Here is a 24877-nt window from a genome sequence, read left to right on the forward strand (position 1 = left end):
AAAACAAGATAAACAAAAAATGAAGAGCAAATTCCACTGGAAAGTGAAATCTACTCTTCATGATGTATCAAAGCGGAAGATTTATCCAATAACCGTCAACAGATATTTATTGGTTCACCCATAGCATATTCCAATGAATCTTTATGCCAACCTCAGCCGTTTCACAGCCGTTATTAAGTTATGAAAGACTTATAAAAGAAATATCATCTGATCGTATATCTTTTGCCTTTGACAGTCGCGAAAGAAATCCTATTATCATCAAGAACGTTGACTTTAACACCGGAAACTTTCAGATTCTTTGCACCCGGATATTTTATAATACACTCTGCACCGGAATTAGAAAGAATTTCTATTGAAGTAATTTTCCCTTCTTTCCAGGCAGCGTCCACTTCAAAGTTTCCTCGCGCCTTCATCCCTTTAAATGCACCGTCTTTCCACGCATCGGGCAAAGCGGGAAGCAATTCGATATATCCTCCCTGGCTCTGCATCAGCATTTCTGCGATTCCGGCTGTACAACCAAAGTTACCGTCGATCTGGAAAGGCGGATGCGCATCAAACAAGTTGGTATATACTCCGCCTACATGACTTCCGGGAACAGTCAGTTTCATGGCACTTCTCAATAACTTATGAGAGCGGTTTCCGTCGTGCAGACGTGCCCAGAAGTTCAGTTTCCACGCTTTGCTCCATCCGGTACCTTCGTCGCCGCGCGTATTCAATGTCACTTTCATGGCATCTGCATATTTATCGTCCTGTTCGCTCCTTCCAATTACAATCTGCGAACCCGGATGCAGCCAGAAAAGATGATTCGTATGTCTGTGGCCGCCATCTCCGGTCACGTCTTTTGTCACTTCATCTTTCCATTCCATAAATTGACCGCCCAGGCCGATTTTCGGTCCGGAGAGTTTGCTCATGGCTGTTGCTATCTCTGCGATTTCCGGATCTTTTTCCCTTCCCAGCTCTTTGCTGGCCTTAATCATCATGCCGAACATTTCACAAATCATAGCCTGTGAAGTTGAACAACCTAGTGAAAACTCGCCATGTTCAGGAGAATGGGAGGGATTCGCTACCAGTGTACCATCCCGTTCATCTGTCCAAAGATTGTCTACCCAGAAAAGGGCAGCGTCAAGCATCGTATCATAATACTTTTTCAGGAAGTCTTTATCAAGGTTGAACTGGTAATACTCCCAGATATCCTGACACATCCAGATAGCCCCTGCCGGGAAGTGATGGGGCGTACTTTTCTTGGCCGGAGCCGTATTCCCCCAAATATTATTCTCATGATGTGTCACCCATCCACGAACATTGCCGCCATCAGGTTTACAATAATATTGTTGTGCCGTATACTTTCCACGAGGTACCAGACTCTTGACATATTCTACCATAGGCAGATGGCACGGACTAAGATTGGTAGGCTGTGTCGGCCAATAATTCATCTGTACATTGATATTGGTATGATAATCGGCATTCCATGGATTAGCAAGCCTTTCCCCCCACACTCCTTGCAGATTAGCAGGTAAAGAACCTTCTCTTGAAGAAGAGATCAGAAGATAACGTCCGAACTGGAAATACAACATTTCCAGATATTGATTGTCCTGTTCCGAATTGGTATTCGCATCCATTCCTTTCAGCAAACTGTCGGTGGTGGCAGCAGGTGCTTCCAACTGTTCACCAAGATTTAGTTGCATTCTATCATACAACGAATGATAATCCTTCTGATGGGCAGCCAACAAGGAGGTATACTTCTTATCCGCTACTTTATGCAGGGTAGCCCGCACCTTATCCAATGGATCTTCTTCTGAAAAATAACAGTAGGAATCATCCATGCACTGTACATAGTTAGTCGCGGCAGACATCAGAACAATAATCTCATCCGCATCCTCTACTTTCAGCTTCGCTCCGTCCACTACTGAAATCTTTCCGCCTTTATTCTTCACAACCAATTGCTGCGCATATCTCAGTCCATTCTTCCAGGCATCCCCTACCCGCTTGTCCCCGCTAACCGGAGTCGGGTACCCGGTCATGGTAATCGTATTGCCGTCTGCTGCAATGACTTTATCGGTGTGCAGCGATTCAAGAGAAATGATGCGCGAAAGTTTCCCTTCATTCGCATCTGACGTGAGACGCATCACCATTACATGATCCGGATAACTCATAAAATATTCACGTTTAAAGGTGATTCCACCTTCTTTATATGTCACCGTATGAATAGCATTATCTATGTCGAGTGTACGGGCATAGTCGGAATAAGGAAGCTCGAGAGAAGCGTCTATCGAGAGCTCCGCTAATTGCGGCTTCTGCCTGTTGTCTATTAATTCCGTTATTTCGAGTTTGAAGAATGTATATTTATCCGTTTTCAACGGGAATGACAGCGTCTTATTGCGACCGCTTTTTCCGTCATTGCCATCAGCCCAGAAAACACCGGACTGATTATCCAGCAAGTCATAGGATTTGCCATCTGCCGAACCATAAAGTTTCCACGATTTCGGGTCTCTGCCAGGCATGTCATTGGCAGAGGTCAAGCTATAGGAAACAGCTTTGGGAGCATGGGTATATGCCCACTTGATTACACATGGCAAACTCCCTGCACCGGAAAACTGTTCATTATCGGCAAACCATTTGCTGGTAGTACTCTGATCGAAAAGACTGCCGATGGACTGACTCTGATTTTTTGTATTATCATAATTGGTCTGTACTTCTTCTTTTATCAAGACAGGGATAGGCGGATTAACGGCCTCTACAATGATATTACTCAATGTCTGGAAAGAACCGAAATGCTCCTTCGTTCCAGCCAGATTGTCAATCAGATTCCGTAATTCTGTGCCGTCACCGTCTCCATCATAATTATGGGTAATCAGTTTTCCGGTCTCGTCGATATAAGCAGAACGGTTTGTTGTAAAGTCATTCATCTTCTGTTGCAACATCACCCGTGCTTTGTGAAGATAGTCCTTGTTAACTTCCGGAGTTCTCAGATGTCCTCCGTTATAAGAGGGATCTTCACCGGGACCTCCCGACCACAAAGTGTGTTCATTCGTCTGAATGACATCCACATAGACCCCACCAAAGATCATAGCTCCCATATAACCGTTACCGATAGGCAGAGCCTCACTTTCCCAGTTTTTAGCAGGCTTATTATAAGTTGCCTTCAAGGCAGGTTGATGAAACTGCCCGGAGCAAGCCGTCATCGTAGTTCCTGCCACAAAGCAGAATAGAAGTAATACATCTGTAAGCCGTAAGTACCTGTTTCTCATAATATTATTTTTTAATAAGCATATCCTTAGATAATCCCATACTGCGTCATGCTTGTGCCACCCTATTGGCACAACTGTGCCACCTCGTTGGCATAACCGTGCCAATGCGATGGCACAACTGTGCCAACAAGGTGGCACAGACTGATCAATCAGAAAGCATCACTTCAGTTCATGTGACTCTTAGTTTTTTCTGGTTCAAATTTAAATAAAGTTTATAAATCAATGACTGTTTGCAGGCGAATATCTTTGGAAGAAGCACCAACCATAATGTCAAATGTGCCTTTCGGTACTACAAACTGACCTTTTCCTACATCCCAATAACGAAGTTGCTCTTTATTCAACCTGATCTCTACCCGACGGCTTTCTCCTGATTTTAAAGGAACACGCCGGAATCCTTTCAGTTCTTTGACAGGAACAATACCTCCGGTCTCCGGTATTCGCACATAAACCTGAGTAACTTCATCACCGTTTCTCTTACCGGTATTCTTTAACCGGAAAGAAACAGCTACTTCATCTGCTTCGTCTTTTACTCTCAAATCGCTATATTTAAAAGAAGAATAACTCAATCCGTAGCCAAATGGATAAAGGACTTCTCCTTTGAAGTATTTATAAGTACGTCCTTTGGTAATATCATAATCGTCAAACGGAGGCAACTCATCCAAGGATTTGTAATAAGTGAGCGGTAAACGTCCGGCAGGATTATAATCACCAAACAGTACCTCGGCAACGGCAGTTCCTCCTTGTTCGCCCGGATACCAGGCATTCACAATCGCAGGAACATGCTCATCCATCCAATTGATGGCTAATGAACTGCCTGCCACCAGAATAACGATCATATTGGAATTTACTTTATAGATTTCCTGCAAGAACTCTCTCTGGTCTGCCGGGAGCTGAATGTCGTAGCGGTCTTGCCCCTCACGCTCTATCGATTTATTGATACCCATAACAGCAATTACCGTTTCACATTCGCGAACTGCTTTTCCGGCTTCTCCGTACAAATCGAGACGGGTTGCTTTTCCTATCTGCGGAACTTTCCATTGTAGTTTTGCAATAGCATAATCCCGATTATCGTAATATTCCGCTTTCAACTGATACTCTTTTCCGGCTTCGAGATAAATAGAAGCGGAATCCGTAGACACGGCATGCGCTTGCCATGCATCAATCAACATCTGATTATCAATGCTCAGACGGCAACCGTCATCTGATGTAAAGCTGAAAGTATAGCGACCGGAGATGGTCGGCTTTAACTTTCCTGTCCAACGGACAGAAAGCGGAGATTTGGGAAGGAACGGGTCGGGAGCCTGATTGGCAGGCTCAAAATTGATCCAGTTTTCTTTGCGCACTTTCGGCGTACCTTCCAGACGGGTATTATCAAAATATTCTGCCTGCAATCCTTCCGGAAAGTTCTCTCCCTGAATAAGTTCCAAACCGTCGGCGGCAGACTTCCAAGGAGCATAGACGACTTTCACCTGATCGCCTACCCTGTTTCTGATGCCTTGCAGTATGGAAACCGGTTCTACTACCGGAGCACCACTATAATCGCCAAACTCACACTTACCGGCATTGATACCGACTACTGCGATGGATTTCAGTTTGCTGGCATTCAACGGGAGCATATTCTTCTGATTCTTCAATAGAACGATACATTGACGGGCAGCATCCAAAGCAATTTGCTGATGCTCCTTCGAACCGATCACTGATGGAGATATTTTAGTATATGGATTTCGCTCCACACCATCAAACAGCCCCAGTTTCATACGGGCCGTCAGTACATGATAGGCTGCAGAGTCAATATCGGCATCCGATACCATATATTGTTTGTAAGCATTCAACAAAGGTCCGTCATAAACATCGTCACCACATTCAAGGTCAAGCCCTGCCTTAAGAGACAAGGTGGCTGCCGCTTCCTTCGTCTTCAGATACTTATGAGCATTTACCAGCAAAGCAGGGCCCCCACAGTCAGAAACAACATATCCCTGAAATCCCCAATCCTTCCGCAGCACCTTTTGCAATAACCATGCATTCAGCGTACAAGGCACATCGTTCAGTGCATTGTAAGCGGACATGATGGAAGCGGCCTTTCCTTCCTTTACACACATTTCGAAAGCAGGGAAATAATATTCACGCAGTTGTTTCTCCGATATCTGAGGATTGCAGACGAAACGATTGTGCTCTTCATTGTTGGCGGCAAAATGCTTGGGAGTAGAAACGATTTTTAAATAATGCGGATCATCTCCTTGCAATCCTTTCACGAAGGCTGTTCCCATCACTCCACTCAGAAAAGGGTCTTCACCATACGTTTCCGGTGTGCGCCCCCAACGAGGATCACGTGCCATGTTCACAGTAGGTGACCAAAAAGTCAGCACATCGCTGAATTGTTCTTTCTGTGCTCTTCCCTGATCCAGCTCGTTCCAGCGGGCACGCGCCTCATCCGAAATGACTGTGGCTACCCGTCTCTGCAACTCCGGATTCCAGGTAGCTGCCAGTCCGATGGCTTGTGGAAATACGGTAAAACGTCCGGGACGGACAACTCCATGTAGCGCTTCATTCCCATGATAGTATTTATCAATACCCAAACGGGGAATACCGGGAGATGTTGCACGAAGCAAACTTATTTTCTCTTCCACCGTTAAGCGTGAAATCAAATCCATTACCCGTTCATGCACAGGGGCATTTTCATTCTTATACAACTCCTGCGCGTGTATAAACGAACAAGACATCACAGACAAAGCACCTGTCAACAAAATCTTTTTATACCTCTTCATCATTATCATTCTACCTTATTTTCTATTTTTATTAATCTACAGGACCATCCATCAGCAAGTCATGTTTCTTCTCCTTCACATCGTGAGATTTGAAACCACCCCCGTCTGTCGCAATGCCCATTACATGAAACATCGAGTTCCAAAAGGCAGTTACCTCTTTCGTCCGCAAACGATAATCTATGACCGACAAAACCAAGTCTGTGTTATCTTGCAACGGATATGTGACCAAAGCTGCCCCTTCAGGCTTTTGTAGAGCCTCATACAATACGACCTGAGCGCATTTCCAATGTTCGGGAGAGGTATTAAACAGATTCCAGTCTGTGCGGGAAGCTTTTAATATAACATTCCCCTTCTCAGTTAATGCCCCTGTCAAACCTTGTTTCAGTATGTAACGGTCACCTTCCATTTCGCCAAAGTACAAGTCAGGCAGTTCAAAATATTTTCTCCAGGAAGAAGTACTGTCTATCTCTAAAGCAGTGGCTTTGCGATTTGTCAGCCTTACTTCTTCCGGCAACCAACGGGCAAAGTCATTACTCAGTTTTTGTCCGGTACTAAATGCCAGTACCATTCCTCCTTCCTTCTTCCATTTCTTCAATGCCGGTTGCATCTGTTGTAAATCTGATGCAGACACTAATTCGGCATCTACAATCCATAAGTCAGCTTTCTTCGGATGGGTGGTCAATGAGATTCCGGCCTGAGTGATAAAATCGATTAAGTCCGGATGAGCCTCCCCCAATAAATATGCAACCGTATAAACCGGAGCCGGACAGGCTGGCTTTACCGGATGTTTCACTTCCTTAAACGGTGCCCATTCACCACCACCGAAAGCAGCTTTCAGCGCATTAAACATAGGCAACGGCTTATATAGAGGAAGTGTAGTATCTAACCCCGGATTAAAGGTAGTGACATAGGGAGGAATGCGTTCATATTGATATCCCGGCTTGCCTTCTTCATAGGCTTTACCGGCAAATACACCATCCGAAAGATTCGGCAGACGACTAAAATCGTGATATCCCAAGTTCATGTGTTCCAATCCGAACCAACATACTTCCGAAGGGGAATAGTATGCAAGATAAGGAATGGCCATCTGTTTCACATTCTGATAAACATCGATTGCCAGTGCCTCACTCCGCCCTTTATAAGACAGATAAGCTTTTTCTCCGACAAAAGGATATAACTGGTGAGGACGTCCGTAATAAGTCGCTCCGGACTCACCTACAATCAAAGGCTTGTTCAATCCCTTGGGTAAATCTTCCAGTTTCAGACCATGGGAAAAGTGCTTGCTCCACACGGGGAGACGTCCGTCCATATCACGGTCTCCATCCAAGGTAAGGAAGTCACGGGTAGGATCATATTTCTTTGCGCTCAATGTCAGTTCCACCAATTTATCATCCCAAACGGCAGCTACTTCCTTTGCCGGTTTGTTCAGCAAAGCAATAGCAAACATCTCATTACCGACACTCCACCCTATAACAGAAGGATGATTGCGGTCACGCATGATCAATCGTTCCAAATGTTGGTGCGAACGCTCCCAGGTTATATCTTCTTCCAAATTCAAACGAATGGAACTACCGAACAAAGCTGTCTCATCCAGTACCATCAAGCCCATTTCATCCGCCAGATCATAGTAAACACGAGGCCAGGGTTGTGCATGCGGACGAACGGCATTTCCTCCAAAATCCTTAATCATCTGATACCATGCATAAGCAAAACGTCTCGAACAGATATAAGCACTGAAAGGATGCTGAATATCCCCGAAGCATTGTATTTTCTTTCCGTTCAACTGAAACTCATCTCCTACAATTTTAAATTGTCTCCATCCGAAACGGGTAGCTTTGCAGTCATATATCTGCTTCTTCCCGTTTACAGTCAGCAGCAGAGTGTATAGTTCGGGAGTATCAGGAGTCCAGTACTTTAACTTATCATCCGGTTTCTGAGTGATAATGACTTTCTTTTTCTCTCCTTTTTGAAGCACAACCGTAGTAACAGGCATGGTCAGTGCCGTATTTCCCAATGTCCATTTGATCTCAGGAGCGGTCAGAATGTCCTTTCCTGCCTGGTTGATCCATTCCCTGACTTCTCCGTTCAATGTAATATTTGCCTTTTTCGAAGATAAATTCGTCAACTCTACCTCTACTTTTAATTCATTCTTATCCAGCCAGGATTGTACAAACACGTCTGTTATCCGTATTTCGGGCACTGCAAACAAATACACATCCTGCCAAATGCCAAGCAAATAATCGGTATTGGAACCTGTGGGATAAGTTGCCCCCATCTTTTTATAAACGGGATGCGACTGATCGAATAGCTTCGTATCCCTCACTCCTACCAACAACTCATTTTCACCGTCACGATTCACATACTCGGTCACATCTGCCTCAAAAGGAAGATGGGCATCAAAATTATGACAAACTTCTTTTCCATTCACCCATATCACACAATCACCTGCCACTGCCTCAAAATGAAGCAAAACGCGTTTTTGTTCCCAATCGGCAGGAATACGAAAATTACGGCATAACCATCCCATACGGGCACGTACCCAGTGTTCCGGATAACTGGGAAAGTAAACGGAACTTGGAGTATACGGTCGCTGTGTTCCTTCTCCAACCTTACTACCTCTCCCCCAATCGTTTACACTGATAGCAGAAGGGATTTTTATCTTTACCTTTTCCCATTGATCCGGTTGAGGAGCAGCTAGTTCAGGCGCTATCCCGGAACCACTTTTCCACGAAGCGGGAACAGCAACGCATTGTAAATCCCAAAGTCCGTTGAGGCAGACTTCATCCCGATATGGTTTTTCCTGCGGGATGACCAAACCTTCCGCCGGAGAAAAATCACGGGAAAACACGACTTTCTGAGTTTGTGCAACCATCGTTCCGGAAAATATTCCGGCCCAAGCCAACAAGCAGTATCTAACACCTTGTGAAATCATTCTTCGTATCTTTTTTCCGTCTTCCATGATTATCAACCTTTCATTATTTAATTACCATTCTCATTAAATGCCGTTATTGAGAAATAATATTCCGAATCCCCGGTTAAAGTAGCGTGCTTCATATTGATTGTCAGATTCACTCATATCTTTCCATCTACCGATCCCTCGATAAAGAATTGATAAACTACCGGAGGATGCGGTGCGAAAACTGTTCTCCCTTTTTCCCGTTTGAGCCGCCCGCCATTTATTTGTTTTCCGGTCCGTGTTATTTATCCCAATTGTCTGTGCGGAAAGGGGATGCCGGCAAACCCTTCTCATTATACAAGTTACAACGAGGACTATTGGAAAAGCCGTAACGTACAGCCACAGGAACAGCAACTTCGCTGCTGGACACAATCACCTTATTGCCTTCAATCACTGCGTCTGCCCATACAAACTTACGGTCGGCACCCGCAATGCCGAAGCCCGTTAACTTCGTCGGTTTCGGATGAGGCGGTTCTCCTGCCGGTATATACGGAGAAGTACCCATCATCAGCTTTTTACCCTGATTGGTAAACTCCAGAATGATTTTATTTCCTTTCACTGACATTTTTTTATAAAGAGGTCCCATACCGACTACCTTCTCCCCATACGCCAACCTTCGGGCAGCAAGGGCCAGCCGGTGTCCGACATCGTATTTATCTACCGGATGTAAATCGAAAGGATCTCCCACATCAATCGTTACAGCCATTGCCGTATTAGGCAGGTTCAAGGCTTTCAACTGTCCTTCCCGCACCCAGCGCCAACCATTTCCTTCAACAGACGGTTGTTGGTCTACAGGCTCAAAATTAGGAAGCTGCACGTATACAAAAGGAAAATCACCGATTCCCCATTTCTCTCTCCAATCCATAATCATTCGCGAGAACAGAGTGGCATATTCCTTTGCAGAACCACCGGAATTAAATTCTCCCTGATACCAGATAACTCCTTTTATGCTCAAAGGGATCAAAGGAGAGATCATGGCATTAAACAGGTTGGACGGACCATTATTTCCTCCATGCGGTTTACGTGGATTAGGTGGACGGGGTACTCTGGGCTGCGGTTTGGGTGGAGCCGGCTTTCCATCTGCCTGTGCAGCTTTCACAGCTATCGCCCATTCTTTTTGCGCCTGATTCCATTCTTTTCCTACTGTCTTATCCCATTCTCTTACCGCTTCATCAAATTCTTTCTGTTTTCGGGGATAAGTGGCAAGTATTTCCGGATTATCTTTCACATTCTTCTCATAAGCAGTAACATAGTGAGCCAAAGCAGGTTCTTGCTTCAGTCCGGACAGACTGGTCCAGGCCTCAGCACGCGTACCTCCCCAAGCGGACTGGATAACTCCTAACGGACGTCCGTTAGCAGCACGCATGTCGCGCGCAAAGTAATAAGCCGTTGCCGAAAAACCCTGTCCATTGATCTTTGCCAGCATTTCCGGTGTACAAAGTACCCATCTGGCAGCCCGCTCGGGACTAGCCGTTCCCTGAGGAACTTCTATATCAGTCAACGGCTGCAATGCTGTATTCTTGGGAACAAAGAACAAACGCAATAAAGGATCTTCCGAACCGGCTATATCGTCAGCATATTCCTTTCTTACTTTAATTCCCCATTCCATATTCGATTGTCCGGAAGCAACCCATACGTCACCTACCAGTACATCCGAATAAGCTAGTTTATTCTTTCCGGTAATCGTCAGTGTCTGCCCATCTTTCTTCGTTTTTATTGGTTTCAGGTTTACTTTCCATGTCCCGTCACTATGAGCAGTCGTTCTCACTTTCTGTCCGGCAAAGGCTACCTCTATGTTTTCTCCGGCATCAGCCCATCCCCATATGGCAATCTTTGTGTCTTGCTGCAAAACCATGTGATCACCGAAGATCAGCGGCATCCGTACATCGGCTTTTGCTTTTGTCAGTCCAAAGCTTATGGATAACAAAAATATCCATGATATTAAAAGAAGTCGTTTCATTTTATTTATCAGTCTATATATACATCACTAAATTTCCATTCAACTGTGACTCGTCCGGAATCAGGGACACAATCAATCATTATTTGTTTATTACTGATCGTTACGGGCAGAGATTCTCTCCCTTGTGTTGCCTTCGCTTCAGTTACTTTATTTTCCGTTAAGATCACGAGCGTCAACGGAACCTTCACCTGTTTTTTGCTTAACTTGCAGTCCAGAGTAAAAGACACTGAATTGGTTCCGATTTCAATCTCTTTTATAGTGGTCGCGTCACGTTGCTTTATGTAGCTGCCGATATTACCGAAAGTATCGATCCAAAGATCTTTTTCATGCTTCTTCGCGTAAGTCAGATGAGATTCGAAAACATCAGGACGAAGCGGATCAAATCCATCTGTCAGACCATGAATCATAGCTACTCCCCATTCTCTCCGGCTAATCAGTTTATCCATCCATTGATTAATATTCTTTGCCGTGGTATCCCGGGCTCCAATACCTTGCTGAAAAATACGGGCCACCATATGACGCCTTTCTACAATCTTTCCAACTTGCTCATTGAAGCTGTTATAAGGATAGCAAAAAGAAACAGGGAAAATTCCCGTTTCCCTCCGGATAATATCAGCACTATTTTCTATCTCATTTTCAAGTTCCTCCGGCTCTTTTACCTGAGTCACCAGATTCTTATGATTATATCCATGATTGCCGATTTCAAAACCTTTAGCTACCAATGTGCGTATCTCATCCCAGGTAACACCTCCCCATGCTCCCGGCTTTTTAGCTTCGGCTTCCTGTAAAGTAGCCGAAACCTGTCCGGGAATAATAAAGAATGTTCCCGGTATCTGTAGCTTCTCCATGATGGGAGCGGCAATCAGATACTGATTGCGCAATCCATCATCGAACGTATAACTTACAGCACCAGCCTTGTCATCTTTAAAATTGCTGATTCGTAGCTTAACCAGTCCGTCATGAACCGGTTCAGTTGCTTTTACATAGAAACCGGCAATAATCAGTAACAATCCCAAACAAATACGATACATAATCGTTTATCTCGTCTAAATTATCATCAATTTACGACCCTCTAAAACTTATAAAGATACCATCTTATATTTGGTAGTAAACGCTACAGGCTCCTTATTCTCTTTCGCCAGCTTGAACGGAATCAGTTTTTCTTCGCCCGCCCCCAACTCATAATGAACTGCGTCTCCTGTCTTTTTACCACCAACAAACATTTCCACTTTACCTATATCCATCAAAGTGCCTGTGTTTTTTACACTTACCCACACAGTCTTTTGATTCTTTACAAGATTTTCTTCTACTTTAGACACAGTAAGATCAAAATTAGCCCCAAATTCATGCGTATAATTGAGCATCCCTGTGACTCCCTTTTTGTTATCACTATAGCCTACACTATGTTTGATTTCATTCTTAGCTACATAATCAGGACTCATTCCTCCTATCATGATTTTGAACTCACCCTTTTCCACGACTCTGTCCATCCGGTCATTGAGCAATGATATGTCATAAGGAGTCATTTCAAAAGAAACCGTCTTCGACTCTCCCGGCTGCAAATGAATACGGGTGAAGTCTTTCAACTCCATAACACGGGTTTTCACACTGGCATACATATCTGTCACATACAGCTGGGCAACTTCATCACCGGCACAGCTTCCTACGTTCTTCACTGTAGCCTGCACTTCTACATTTCCATTCGCCTTTTCCTGTATTTTCAGATTAGAATATTCGAATGAAGTGTAACTGAGTCCGAATCCGAAGCGATAAAGAGGATAATATTCCATATCTACATATTCGTAACGGCGTCCGGAAGTCTTGAAGTTATAATACAGCGGAAGCTGTCCTACGTGACGTGGGAATGTCATCGGCAAGCGACCGGCAGGATTATAGTCACCGAACAGTACATCTGCCATTGCCGGACCACCTTCCTGTCCCGGCAACCAGTTTACTAGAATAGCTTTACACATTTCAGACGCTTTCAGGATATCATAAGGACGCCCTGCCTGAAGAATCAGTATCACCGGTTTTCCGGTTGCACAAACTGCTTCCAGCAATTCCTGCTGTTTGCCCGGCAGGATTAAAGTCGCCCAGTCATTATTTTCCCCACATGTCTTGCGGACATCATTGGTCGCTTCACTGGTAGAGCAATCGCCCAGTACCATGATTACAACATCCGACTGGGAAGCTGTCTTCACGGCTTTAGGAATATTCGTAGCGTCCGGATTCGTAAAGTCGCATCCCTGTTCATAAAGCACTTTTGTCTGCTTGCCCACCGCACTTTTAATACCGGTCAGAACCGATTTCAATTGTCCCGGCAACAGCTTCGGCGTATAATCGCCCGGTTGAAGATCATCTGCACCGGGACCTACTACCGCAATCGTACGCAGTGTCTTGGACAAAGGAAGAAGATTCTCTTTGTTTTCTAACATTACAATAGACTCACGTGCTGCCTGACGTGCCATTTCTTTATGGCTGTCCGAGTTCCATCCCGGATATATCTTCTTCCAGTCCAGCGGTTTGCAAGGATTCTTCTCAAAGAGCTCATTACGGAACATAGTACTCAACATCGTACGGCATACATTGTCCAGATCTTCCATATTGATACGTCCGTCTTTTGCAGCCTGAATCACTTCTTTATTATTGTAGGTATCTCCACAGTTGGTTGCAATACCGGCAGCCAGTGCCTGATTGGCAGCTTCAATCTTATCTTTTGCCGTGTAATGTTTGCGGGCTGTCAGATTTCCGATAGCACCGCAGTCACTAACGATGAATCCATTGAATCCCCATTCCTGACGCAGAATCTGTTGCAGCAGTTCTTTGCTTTTAGCAACCGGAACACCCATATAATCAGAATAAGCCATCATCAAAGACTGGCAATCATAATTGCGGATTGCATGGCGGAACGGAACCAGATGAATCTCTCTCATTTCACGTTCAGACAGTCCTATGTCATGTGAATCGCGCCCACCTAACGGAGCACCATGTCCGCCAAAATGTTTGGGTGTAGTAAACAGCCCTCTGGATTGGTAACCTTTGATCCATGCACCTCCCATCTGTGAAACCAAGACAGGGTCTTCACCGAAGGTTTCTTCGCAACGTCCCCAGCGTGCATCTTGCGCCACATCCAGCACCGGCGACCATGCCTGTTTTGTATTGGCAGCCACTGTCTCGTCACCGATCACCATTGCTACTTCTTCCGTCAGTTTCTTGTTCCAGGTAGCTCCCATCGCCAGAGCTTGAGGAAAAATAGTGGCGCCACTACCGTAAGAAAAGCCATGTACGGCCTCTACCTTTGTAATAGGCGGCACATACAAATGAGGAATACCGGGAATACCCCATCCTTCACGAATCAGTTCCATTTTATCTTCCGGTGTCATCACAGCCAGCAGGCTCTCTACACGCTCTTCTACCGGAAGCGATACATCCATATAGCGACGGTCGGTTACTTCTCCTTTGCTGTCTGTCAGTACTTTCTCTGCCACAAGTACAGAAATCTCTTTTAAAGAGAAAGGTTTATCCAGTCTTCCTGACTTGAAATTCAACTTCACATGGGCACCATATTTAGGAGTAAACTTGACTTTCATCTGTTTGTCATTCCCCTCGATCCGATAGTTTACGGGAGTTCCCAAATTCATAGGGTCGTAAGTGACAAAGATATCCAGCACCTCTTTCAGTTCATTCTTACCGACACCCTGCATCTGAAGGTCCAGTTCACAGACATCCCCGGGCTGCTGAATGGTAAACATCAGCCACTGTTCAGCCTTCAACGCCTGAGAGGGTAATGTCCACATCGTTTTTACATTCTTGTCAAAAGCTAAAGCGGCATTTTCTGCATTGGCAGAAGCCGATACCGATAATATATCGCTTTGTTGCTGAGCCATGGCTACTGAACATGACAATAGCCCTGCTGCCAACATCCATTTCATTTTGTTTTTCATACAATATTTGTTTTTCAACTATTATTAAATCATTGTTTATCTATCGTGTGTGTATTTCCTGTAATCTTTAACGTAGCTCCTACCCCCTTGAAAGGAGCAGCCAAAGTAGCTACGGGTGAAGAGCCGCCAACCTGTATCTTAACCGTACCCGCCCATACTTTACGAATACCATTTTCGTCAACACAGGACAGATCTTCCGAAGACAAAGAGAAAGTAACCCGTTGAGCTTCACCGGCTTTTAGCTGTATCCGCTTAAAACCTTTCAATGCTGTCAACGGAACCAGTATCTTTTTATCGGGATGAGATACATAGAGTTGCACTACCTCTTCCCCTTCGGTATGCCCCGTGTTTTTCACTGTAACCGTTACCTCTATTTCTTTGTCTGTGGTGCGACACACTTTAGGTAATTTCAATGAAGAATAAGCAAAACTGGTATAGCTCAATCCGTAACCAAAGGGATATAAAGCCTTCCCATTAAAATAACGATAGGTACGTCCCTGCATATCATACGATTCAAAATCAGGTAAATCACTGTCCTTCGCATAAAAAGTCACCGGAAGTTTTCCGGAAGGATTATAGTCTCCGAACAATACATCGGCAATAGCTTCCCCTCCGTATTGTCCGCCATACCAGGCATTCAATATCGCCGGAACATTTTGCGCTTCCCAAGGTATAGCCAATGCACTTCCTGTCATCATCACAAATACAGTCGGAATATGTTCGGCAACCCATGCTTTCATCATCTGAGTCTGAACGGCAGGCAGAGCGATTGTGGTGCGGTCGCCTCCATCGAACCCGTCTTTACTGACCGGCATTTCTTCACCTTCCAGCCGCGGGCTGATACCGCCTATAAAGATCACCGCATCTGCACCTTTTGCCCGATTCACATATTGTTTCAGGTCATCTGCCGAAATAGTGTTCACATGATCCACTCCTTCTATGTATTCCACTTCCGTCCATCCGCCCAGACGCTCACGAATAGCCTGCAAAGGTGTTAACATGCGGGAAGGATTTCCATTATAGTTTCCAAGCAAAGATTCTCTGCTGTCTGCATTCGGGCCCATCACTACCACCTTTTTCAGTTTATTCTTTTGGAGCGGAAGTAACTGGTCGTTTTTAAGAAGCACCATTGATTCACGTGCCAATTGTTTTGCCAAGTCCTGATGTTTTCGGCATTCCAATATAGAAATGGGAATACGCGCATAATCTACCAGTTCCACCGGATCAAACAATCCCAGGCGGAAACGGATGGTGAACAAACGCTTTACAGAAACATCCAACTGTTTTTCTGTGATAATTCCATCTTTCACCGCTTTCACCAAAGCCAGGTAAGCACTGTGTCCGCAATCCAGATCGGTTCCGTGAAATACGGCATCGGCAGCTGCCGTCGCTGCGTCCGGATGTGTTTTGTGATGATTGAAAATATCATCAATAGCTCCACAATCGGAAGTGACGTATCCCGTAAAGTTCCATTTGTCACGCAGAATAGACTGCATCAGCAAATCATTTCCACAACACGGCTGGCCTTGAAAAGCATTGTACGCACACATTACGCCGGAAACTTTCGCATCGACTACCAATGTACGGAAAGCCGGCAGATACGTATCCCATAAGTCGTAGGTGCTTACATCCGAATTGAAACTATGCCGGTTTTTCTCCGGCCCGCTATGTACTGCGTAGTGTTTGGCGCAGGCGGAGGCTTTCAGATACCGGGGATTGTCCCCTTGAAGTCCCTGAACAAAGGCTTCACCTATTCTGGCGGTCAGATAAGGATCTTCGCCATAGGTTTCCTGCCCGCGTCCCCAACGGGGATCACGGAATATATTTATATTAGGCGTCCAGTAAGTTAATGCGTGATATTGGCTGTAGTCTTCTTTTCGTTGTGTGTCGTTATAGATGGCACGTCCTTCGTCGGCTATGGAAGAAGCGACTTCCTTAATCAAAGCGTCATTCCAGGCCGCAGCCATTCCGATAGCCTGTGGGAATACGGTTACATGATATTTAGTGCGTCCGATGCCATGCAGACATTCATTCCACCAGTTATAGGCAGGGATTCCCAGCCGTTCAACAGGAGGTGTGCTATTCAGCATTTGCTTTACTTTTTCTTCCAGCGTCAGGCGAGAAACCAGATCTTCCACACGTTGTTCGACAGGAAGTTGCGGATCTCTGAACGGAAACTTTTCCTGTGCCAAAAGATGCAGGCTCATACTGCATGCAAGGATAGTTAACAAGTCTCTTTTTATATTCATACTATCAGTTTTTTAATTCACAAGCAAAAATAGAAGGTCCGATGTATCTGTTATTTAGTTTGCTTTACCATTTTTATAGTACCATCCGGATTGTAGTACAGCTTGTCCACACAAATGGAACGCAACCAATCCTGACCGGACAGTGCACTGTTGTGATAGAAAGAATACCATTGTCCTTTGAACTCGACAATAGAACCATGATTGGTATAACTGTCGGTAGGTTCCATATAAATTCCCTTGTATTCCCAGGGACCCAGAGGCGAATCACTGATTGCATAACACATCCGGTTGTGTTTTTCCCCGTCGTCATGATTGTCCGAATAAGACAAATAATATTTTCCGTTATGCTTATGTATCCAAGTAGCCTCATGGAAATCTACCAGCCCTTCCATAGTCCGCATGGTACCATCCAGTTCTATCATATTATCTTTCAGCTTCCCTCCTTTGCAGATGCCACCACCGCCATTATAAATGTAAGCTTGTCCGTCATCATCCACAAATACACAAGGATCAATCATCGGGTCCATTCCTTCAATATATCCCTGCACTTTAAATCCTTCTGCGGGTTTATTGCTGGTAGCCACACCAATCTTCCAGCTGTCATTCCAATCCGTTTCACTGGGATGAGGGAAATAAAAATAGTAGGTACCATTTCTGTAAGCACAATCCGGGGCCCACATGAAACCTCCTTCTTTCCGTCCCCACGGCACTTGCTCAGAACTCAGGATTTCTCCATGATCCGTCCAATTGATCATGTCATCGGTGGAGAACACATGATACCGGTCCATCAAGTCGCATCCACGCGGAGGAGCAATATCATGCGAAGCATACACATACAATCTGCCATCTTTCCAGACATGTGCTGACGGGTCAGCAGTGTACATGTGCCTGATAAAAGGATTCGGACCAGCCGGATTCAGTTTAGTATTATATGCTATCGCTTTTTCCTTTCTCAGAATCTTAGCAGCTTCCCCCACCAATTTCAAATAATGATCGCTTTCTACTCCTTCTTCAATAGGTACAAATGTACTTTTCCCTACAGGGACCTTTTGGGCGCATTTAAAGATGGCAGTCCCTTCATCTATTTCATCAAACATAGCTACATAAATCATTTCGGCACCTGCACGAATGGCTCCCGTCAATTGCGTCCAAAGGAAAGAACCTTTATTGCGGGGAATAAACGAGTTATGATCTTTTCCTTTCAGATTTCCCCATGAAAAACCGGGGAAAACCAACGGAGCGTAATCCACCTGATTCTTCTTTGCCCACTGAATATCTTCTTCCACCAATTTCTGGTACTTGGGATAAGTCGTTTCATTATAACGCCCTACAAACCAAGGCATCATAATATCACATTTGCGGATGAGCTCATGCAGTCGGGGGTCCGACTCCGTATCTCCTTCCAGCGCACGCCACTGAGTAGGTACTCCAAGCATCACACTGAATCCTTGTGATTTCAAGCCATCAATAATATGAGCAACTTCTTTCAGTCCGTAACGGTGATTATCATTAAATCCGACTCCCCAAACCGTAACCAGCGGTTTACCGTTGTGATACAAATAAGACGGATTCTTTGCATGGTCTTTTAATGAATAGCGTTCTGATATTTCTGCGATGTCTTTCAGCAATAACCGCTCTTCTCCCGGCTGCATGCCGCTCAGGTCGTACATCACACAGATAGCCCGTTCGTATTTATTAGCAGACTTCATCGCTGAGTTCAACACCTTATTAAAGTGTTTCAATCCGCTTTCATTTCGTATTTCTGTGATAAAACGCTGCATGAAGACACCATCCAGTCCATACTCCTTCATCCATCTGAAATGGACATCTACGGTAGATTCATCATGAGAAGAAAACACATAAGCCGGTTTGCCGTCAGCAAAGGAAAATTCGGTCTTATAGAGTTTCTTATACTCCGACACTTCCGGCCAAAGATCCACCGAACATGAGCCCGGACGGAACCCGTTGCGTCCATTATAATGATGCCAACCACGGCCCGAGCCGTCACCAGGGGTGTTGAACCACCCCTGATAACCTGCCATGACCAATCCTTTGTAAGAATTATACTGTTTCCCACCGGATTGTGCCATCACCCCTATTGAAAACAATAAATACACCAACAACCAATCAAACCTTTTTACCATGTTATTTTTTTATTTTTCATGTTATGTTATTAAGTCTGCCAAAAATTATTTTTCAGCAAAGTAAAGGGGCATCCCTTAATAAATACCACAAAAACCAATTAATAATGACTTAAAATCGAATTAATTGAGGCAAAAGAAGAGTATTTGTAGAAATATTATACAGAAATATATAAATATCACAGTTTGTAGTCCGCATTTCTCATGCGAACTACAAACAAATCAGGTCATTTATTATTTACTTAAACTTCGAACAGGTTTCTTGCACAGTCGTATCCTTCTTCATAAAATTCCGTCAGTTTCTGCACATCCCGTTCAATCCGGTCCACCATAACCGGCTTCAGCGGACGAATGACGATAATCTTTCCTTCATCTTCCATTTGTTCCACCATTTCCAGCTGCTCATTGTAAACAGCACACCGACGGCTCAACGCTTCGCGCAACTTCGGATATTTCCGGTAAACAAAGGATGGAATACGGATATCTTTGGTATCTTTCCGATAACCGCGATTACGAGTAAGTACAACCACATTACGGGTGCAACCGTCAGCAATAGCCCGCTGCAAAGGAATAGAGTCTACAATCCCCCCATCGAGCATCGGAACATCATCCACATAAGTAATAGGACAAACAAAAGGCAGGCTACTGGACGCCCGTACAATATCAATCACGCGGCTTTTATCCCGTTTCTCTTCGAAATAGTTGGCTTCGCCCGTCACACAATTCGTTGTTACCATCACGAAACGTTCGGGAGAAGCAAAGTATGTATCATAATCATAGGGAAGAATATGTTCGGGAAATTCATTGAAAAGCAAATCGAAGTCAAGGATATTACGTTTCCTGAGCAAATGTTTCAAACCGATATAATTGTACTTCTCCAACAAGTCGATATTGCTGAACTTAGCGCGCCCACGCTGGCGGGATGCATACGACAAACCATTGCAAGCTCCTGCCGACACCCCGATCGCATAAGGAAAACGAATATTATGATCCATAAAATAGTCGAGTACACCGCAGGTGAATACTCCCCGCATTCCTCCCCCTTCAAGTACTAACCCTGTATGCTCATCCAATTTCCAGTCTTTCATTTTTTTCTCCCTTATTCTTATTCCTGCGGATGACCAGCAAAGATGACAATTCCCGCATCACAAGTTCATCCTCGGATAATTTTGTATACGAAAGATGGCTCATTACCAACAATCCATCTTTCTCCTTGGTTACTAATTCTTCTATTCCTACAAACCGTACCATCGTTATCTGACCGGAATAACGAGCCTGCAAGTCATTCATGCACCGACAGAACTCCTCATCGTCCGTATCAAAAAGAAAAAGACGCACCGAATGACCGTTTTGCAACATTATACTAATATACGAAAGCAAGAATATATCGATCATTCCTCCCAAAACAAAGCTAACCAGCGCTCCCTCCCGATAACCGCGATTCACAAATACGGCAACAGGACACTTCACCTGTTCCATTATGTCATCAATCTTATCACGGAAAAGCGTCAGCCACAAAATAGCTCCCGGAGTTCCCGGCATTTCGGGACGGTAATGGCTTCCGGCTCCCAAAAGCAACATATCAGGATGTTCTTTGCGGATAAAGTGAATCATTTCCTGCACCAGTTTATCCGTCACCCGATAATGATTGTCCACCTGAATATTCAGTTCGGCAGCTCTTTGATTGAGCAAAGCAAAACTTTCGCTTTCATAATGTTCGGCATCTAACGGATTCAAATCCGTACCCACCGTATAATGCGCTGCAATCACATGTTCTTTCTTCAACTGCTTCCCAAACAATAAATCATAAATGGAAAGCAGACTACGTCCGGATTCCGGACGACCAAAGCAAAATATAAGTTTGCGCTTCAAAGATAACTTTTCTTCCCGATGTACAAAGAAACGTCCGACCAAATGTAGCAGCGGAGTAGTCATAAAGGTTGTAACTAGCGCCATAATGACCAAAATTACGAAAATAGACGGAGGTAGTACTCCCATTTCATAACCGATATTCAATGCAACCAATTCCATCAATCCGCGTGTATTCATCAAGGTGCCGACCGTCAGACTGTCTTTCCACGACTCACCCACCAGACGGGCAGCTATGGCACAACCTCCAAGTTTGCCGACGATAGCCACTGTCACCAACAGCAAACACACCATCCACAGTTCCGGACTGTTGATCAGACCTATCTCCGTACGCAACCCCGTAAACGCAAAGAACAACGGCAGGAAAAAGACCAAAGAAATATCTTCCACCTTTTCCATCATCACCTTGCGGAAACCCAGATTCGAGGGCATCACCACCCCCGCCATAAAAGCTCCAAACAAAGCATGAATACCGATAATCTCGGTCAGGCAGGAAGAAATGATAAGAATCAACAGGATAAATGCCACAAACGTTTTATTGATTGCCTCCTTATTGGCATATACCTCCCCCACCTTTTTCAGAAACGGACGGACCACCAGAAACATTACTGCAATATAGACTACGGCCAACCCTACGGAATAAAGTGCACTGGCAAAGCTACCCGCCTTTGAGATAGCAATAACCACAGCCAGCAAACACCAGGCAGTTACATCATCATTGGCAGCAGAAGCAATCGCAAGAGTCCCCAAGGGAGTTTTGGTCATATTTCGTTCCTGAATGATACGCGCCAGCACAGGGAAAGCGGTAATACTCATGGAGATACCTATAAACAAGGCAAAAGGTAAAAAGGGCGTATGATCGGCGGCATACGTTTCATAAATCCAGTAAGAGGACAGGATACCGAGAAAGAAAGGTACCAAAATCCCGGCATGACTGATCACCAGCGTTTCATTAATCTTATTTTTCAGCACACTGAAATCCAGTTCCATGCCGATAACGAACATAAAAAGGATCAATCCGACCTGGCTCAGCAGTTCAAGATTGGTCAGCGAGTGGACAGGGAACAGAAAGTGAAAAGCTTCCGGGAAAAAAAATCCCAGGACAGAAGGCCCCAAGACAATGCCGGCTACGATTTCCCCAATCACCCCCGGCTGTCCGATGAGACTAAACAAATAGCCGAAAAGACGTACCATTAATAATACGGCAATAATCTGGATAAGCAATGTCGTCAGCGGATGATGCAGATTATCTTGCATAAATTGAAGAAACATGGCAAAAGGACCCTCCTGTACCATGTTTAACGTATTTGCCGCGTGATGTGAAAACCTGTCGCCTTCTTCAATAGCAACATAAATCAGCCCTCCAAACAGAAGGAGCATAAGTACATAGATGATGTAATTCTTCCGGGCTTTATTCTGCATAAACTTGTTTTTTGCTATTTGTTGCATAATTATAATAAAAACAAACGAAAAAGGCAGATAGTTTGGCAAAAATAATAAATATTCAAACAATATCTTGTTTTTTTGCTTCAATCTATGTAACTTTAGGCTAGCTTAATTGTTTAAGTAGGAAAATTCAAAAAAAGTCCTGCCCGCAGGCAAGCACTATGAGAATACAGTTTGAAATTAAAGAAAAGTTGCCGGAAATTATTCAGGAAATTCTACATTCCGACAAATGGCAAACTTCCGTGAAGGAAGAAATCAGCGGTCGGACGACCGTGGTAATTCGTGATCAAGCGTATGGTTCAGAAGCAACCATTGAGATTTATGCTCAGTCAATAGAAATCAAAACCGCCTGGTCAAAGTACTTCTACCGTATATTTACAGCCAACGATCTCGTCTGGTGTGAATATAATGGTGCCTATCGTGGATTACTGGAACAAGTGCTCTTACCAACCATTACTCCTAAAGAAAGCCTGCTTGATTCTGATGTTACGGAGAGTTCACTCTATGGTCGTGAACATAAAAAATTGAGAGAATATGCCGAAGATAATCTGAAGCTGAAACAATTCCGCTGGGAGAACTTCAATGAACAGAGGAACGGAACCGCAGCATTCGACCATCCGAAACGGGTATATGATGAGTTTATAAAAGAGGACTATGTAGTGACACCCAAGACAGAATAATAAATCAAAGGAAGGGGGAATAAATCCAAGGTATTATATCAGTGCGGATAATAAGAATCACGTGAATTTCATTTCATAGAATTCTAATTATCCGCACTTTAGATATAATCTTGTGCCACCGCATTGGCACAACTGTGCCAGCACGATGGCACAAGTGTGCCAGTGGGGTGGCACAAGTGTGCCAATAAGGCGGCACTAATGTGTAATGCCCAAACCTTTCAAATCTTCTTTCGACACGGTAAAATCCTGTCCCGTTCTGATCCGTTCCAGTACTAAGTCTCCTACATGCCGGGCATCCTGTTCTGTCCGGAAAGTCTTTCTCCCGGTGACAGCCGGAATAAAAGGCTGGGCAATAATCACACGTTCTCCTTTATAAATCTGATAGCCATATCCGATACTATCTTCACCTTGTATCACTTCCAAATGATATGGGTCAGAGAGGTTCACCTTCTTATAGCAAGTAATTCCTCCGCCCAACAGCAGAACAATAAGACCAATACCTATCCACTTTTTATTTCTCTTCATATTCATAAGGCTTCAATTCCCAAGTATCATCATAGAATGAAGAGGAGGAAGTTCCGGTGCCACCGGTAGCGACAATTCCCCGTTTACCTGTCGAAAAACAAACCGCTTTCACACGCGAACTGCCTTCAAAATCCGTCAGGTCTTCTCCATCCCACAAGTCCGTTGCCGGATCATATATCCAGTAATTAGAACGAAGGCTCGATGAGGATGTTTGTCCCAAAGCGATATATCCTTTGCCATCAATCACAAAAGCACAGCCATAACAGCGTACAATCGAGGTATAATCATCATCGTAATCATCGTCGCTTGAATCTTTGATATCCCGTAACTGTTTCCAGGGCGTGCTTTGTGAAGGGTCGAAACACCAGAAATCATAAACGTCCGCATTATTATTTTCGCCTCCGCAGATGTAGGCTATATCATCAATGACAAAGACCATCCCTCCCTGACGTTTCTGTCCGCCGAACCCATTAATGATTGTCCACTGCGAACCGGAAGCAGCCGAAGGATCAAACTGATAAAAATCTTTCAGGTAATTATCGTTATACCCCGTACCGACATAACCATAATTTCCTATACCAAATCCCAGTGCATACATACGGGCACCTCCCCCGAAGGGGTCCATCTGTTTCCAGTTTCCCGTCGCCGGGTCGTATTCCCAACAATCATCCAGATAGTCATTGGCATCTTTGTCATATCCACCGACAATATATCCTTTGGTACCTACAGCAAATCCTGTAGCGGCATTCCGTGCGATAGCCTCATCGGGCATATCTTCACACTGTGTCCACCAGTCATTGTCAATATGGTATTCCCAAAGGTCCTTCAGGCGTTCCTTCTTGCTCCCCCGGTACCCACCGCAGAGATAGCCTTTATTGCCAATAGTAAATCCGGCGGCATCCATACGCGCCACTCCGTCAAAATCCGAACGACGATACCAAACTCCGGCTGTATACTCCGTATCTTCCGTACATGCAGCCAGCGACAATAGTGCAACCAGCATCCAAAGTAATCTATTCATTTTTTTATTCATTAAAATTTGTCGTTAAATACAGCCGCAAATGTAGGGGGCAACGGCTATGAATAAAAAAACT

13 protein-coding genes are annotated in these 24877 nt (G+C 44.5%); 1 reads left to right on the forward strand and 12 read right to left on the reverse strand.

The genetic code is table 11. From position 1 onward, the window contains the following. Window positions 1–203 precede the first annotated feature (203 nt). The 10 genes from BLW31_RS05230 to BLW31_RS05275 all read right to left on the reverse strand — a co-directional run bounded on the left by BLW31_RS05230 (window position 204) and on the right by BLW31_RS05275 (window position 22554). Entirely contained in the window at window positions 204–3248 is a 3045-nt protein-coding gene (locus tag BLW31_RS05230) for a glycoside hydrolase family 95 protein (RefSeq protein ID WP_010538996.1), read from the reverse strand. A gap of 212 nt (window positions 3249–3460) precedes the next feature. After that, window positions 3461–6022 carry a glycoside hydrolase family 3 C-terminal domain-containing protein gene (locus BLW31_RS05235; protein ID WP_074759480.1) on the reverse strand — a complete coding sequence of 854 codons (2562 nt, stop codon included), beginning with the start codon at window positions 6020–6022 and terminating at the stop codon, window positions 3461–3463. 22 nt (window positions 6023–6044) lie between these two features. Continuing rightward, window positions 6045–8972 (reverse strand): glycoside hydrolase family 2 protein, encoded by a 2928-nt coding sequence (locus tag BLW31_RS05240; protein ID WP_010538998.1) that lies wholly within the window; start codon window positions 8970–8972, stop codon window positions 6045–6047. Window positions 8973–9210: 238 nt separating this feature from the next. Continuing rightward, window positions 9211–10929 carry a sialate O-acetylesterase gene (locus tag BLW31_RS05245; protein ID WP_029425660.1) on the reverse strand — a complete coding sequence of 573 codons (1719 nt, stop codon included), beginning with the start codon at window positions 10927–10929 and terminating at the stop codon, window positions 9211–9213. Between the two features lie 8 nt (window positions 10930–10937). Further along, window positions 10938–11960 (reverse strand): polysaccharide deacetylase family protein, encoded by a 1023-nt coding sequence (locus BLW31_RS05250; protein ID WP_010539000.1) that lies wholly within the window; start codon window positions 11958–11960, stop codon window positions 10938–10940. Between the two features lie 48 nt (window positions 11961–12008). Further along, complete coding sequence (locus tag BLW31_RS05255) at window positions 12009–14873, reverse strand: glycoside hydrolase family 3 N-terminal domain-containing protein (RefSeq protein WP_010539001.1); 2865 nt, start codon at window positions 14871–14873, stop codon at window positions 12009–12011. A gap of 29 nt (window positions 14874–14902) precedes the next feature. Then, window positions 14903–17122, reverse strand: a complete 2220-nt coding sequence (locus BLW31_RS05260; protein WP_010539002.1) for a glycoside hydrolase family 3 C-terminal domain-containing protein — start codon at window positions 17120–17122, stop codon at window positions 14903–14905. 50 nt (window positions 17123–17172) lie between these two features. Next, complete coding sequence (locus BLW31_RS25125; protein WP_371441477.1) at window positions 17173–18081, reverse strand: family 43 glycosylhydrolase; 909 nt, start codon at window positions 18079–18081, stop codon at window positions 17173–17175. A gap of 1424 nt (window positions 18082–19505) precedes the next feature. Continuing rightward, window positions 19506–20351 carry a patatin-like phospholipase family protein gene (locus BLW31_RS05270; RefSeq protein WP_010539004.1) on the reverse strand — a complete coding sequence of 282 codons (846 nt, stop codon included), beginning with the start codon at window positions 20349–20351 and terminating at the stop codon, window positions 19506–19508. Beyond that, window positions 20329–22554: a cation:proton antiporter gene (locus BLW31_RS05275; RefSeq protein ID WP_010539005.1), complete on the reverse strand. Its 2226-nt coding sequence runs from the start codon at window positions 22552–22554 to the stop codon at window positions 20329–20331. The genes BLW31_RS05270 and BLW31_RS05275 overlap by 23 nt, the downstream gene beginning before the upstream one ends. Before the next feature lie 185 nt (window positions 22555–22739). Between BLW31_RS05275 and BLW31_RS05280 the strand changes: the two genes are divergently transcribed. Then, window positions 22740–23258: a hypothetical protein gene (locus BLW31_RS05280; RefSeq protein WP_010539006.1), complete on the forward strand. Its 519-nt coding sequence runs from the start codon at window positions 22740–22742 to the stop codon at window positions 23256–23258. Between the two features lie 195 nt (window positions 23259–23453). Here the strand turns inward: BLW31_RS05280 and BLW31_RS05285 are convergent, their stop codons facing one another. Beyond that, the gene (locus BLW31_RS05285) at window positions 23454–23783 is read right to left on the reverse strand and encodes a DUF4907 domain-containing protein (protein ID WP_224207205.1); all 330 of its coding nucleotides are present in this window, start codon (window positions 23781–23783) and stop codon (window positions 23454–23456) included. Continuing rightward, window positions 23770–24816, reverse strand: a complete 1047-nt coding sequence (locus tag BLW31_RS05290) for a Kelch repeat-containing protein (RefSeq protein WP_029425661.1) — start codon at window positions 24814–24816, stop codon at window positions 23770–23772. Before BLW31_RS05290 ends, BLW31_RS05285 begins: the two co-directional genes overlap by 14 nt. Window positions 24817–24877 lie beyond the last annotated feature (61 nt).

It is taken from the genome of Bacteroides faecis MAJ27 (genome assembly GCF_900106755.1).
In the GTDB taxonomy this organism is placed as follows: Bacteria; Bacteroidota; Bacteroidia; order Bacteroidales; family Bacteroidaceae; genus Bacteroides; species Bacteroides faecis.

Excerpts from the sequence above, each read along its gene's own strand:
- BLW31_RS05230 (WP_010538996.1), bottom strand. The coding sequence starts at position 3,248 with ATGAGAAACAGGTACTTACGGCTTACAGATGTATTACTTCTATTCTGC.
- BLW31_RS05235 (WP_074759480.1), bottom strand. The coding sequence starts at position 6,022 with ATGATAATGATGAAGAGGTATAAAAAGATTTTGTTGACAGGTGCTTTG.
- BLW31_RS05240 (WP_010538998.1), bottom strand. The coding sequence starts at position 8,972 with ATGGAAGACGGAAAAAAGATACGAAGAATGATTTCACAAGGTGTTAGA.
- BLW31_RS05245 (WP_029425660.1), bottom strand. The coding sequence starts at position 10,929 with ATGAAACGACTTCTTTTAATATCATGGATATTTTTGTTATCCATAAGC.
- BLW31_RS05250 (WP_010539000.1), bottom strand. The coding sequence starts at position 11,960 with ATGTATCGTATTTGTTTGGGATTGTTACTGATTATTGCCGGTTTCTAT.
- BLW31_RS05255 (WP_010539001.1), bottom strand. The coding sequence starts at position 14,873 with ATGAAAAACAAAATGAAATGGATGTTGGCAGCAGGGCTATTGTCATGT.
- BLW31_RS05260 (WP_010539002.1), bottom strand. The coding sequence starts at position 17,122 with ATGAATATAAAAAGAGACTTGTTAACTATCCTTGCATGCAGTATGAGC.
- BLW31_RS05270 (WP_010539004.1), bottom strand. The coding sequence starts at position 20,351 with ATGAAAGACTGGAAATTGGATGAGCATACAGGGTTAGTACTTGAAGGG.
- BLW31_RS05275 (WP_010539005.1), bottom strand. The coding sequence starts at position 22,554 with ATGCAGAATAAAGCCCGGAAGAATTACATCATCTATGTACTTATGCTC.
- BLW31_RS05280 (WP_010539006.1), top strand. The coding sequence starts at position 22,740 with ATGAGAATACAGTTTGAAATTAAAGAAAAGTTGCCGGAAATTATTCAG.
- BLW31_RS05285 (WP_224207205.1), bottom strand. The coding sequence starts at position 23,783 with ATGAAGAGAAATAAAAAGTGGATAGGTATTGGTCTTATTGTTCTGCTG.
- BLW31_RS05290 (WP_029425661.1), bottom strand. The coding sequence starts at position 24,816 with ATGAATAAAAAAATGAATAGATTACTTTGGATGCTGGTTGCACTATTG.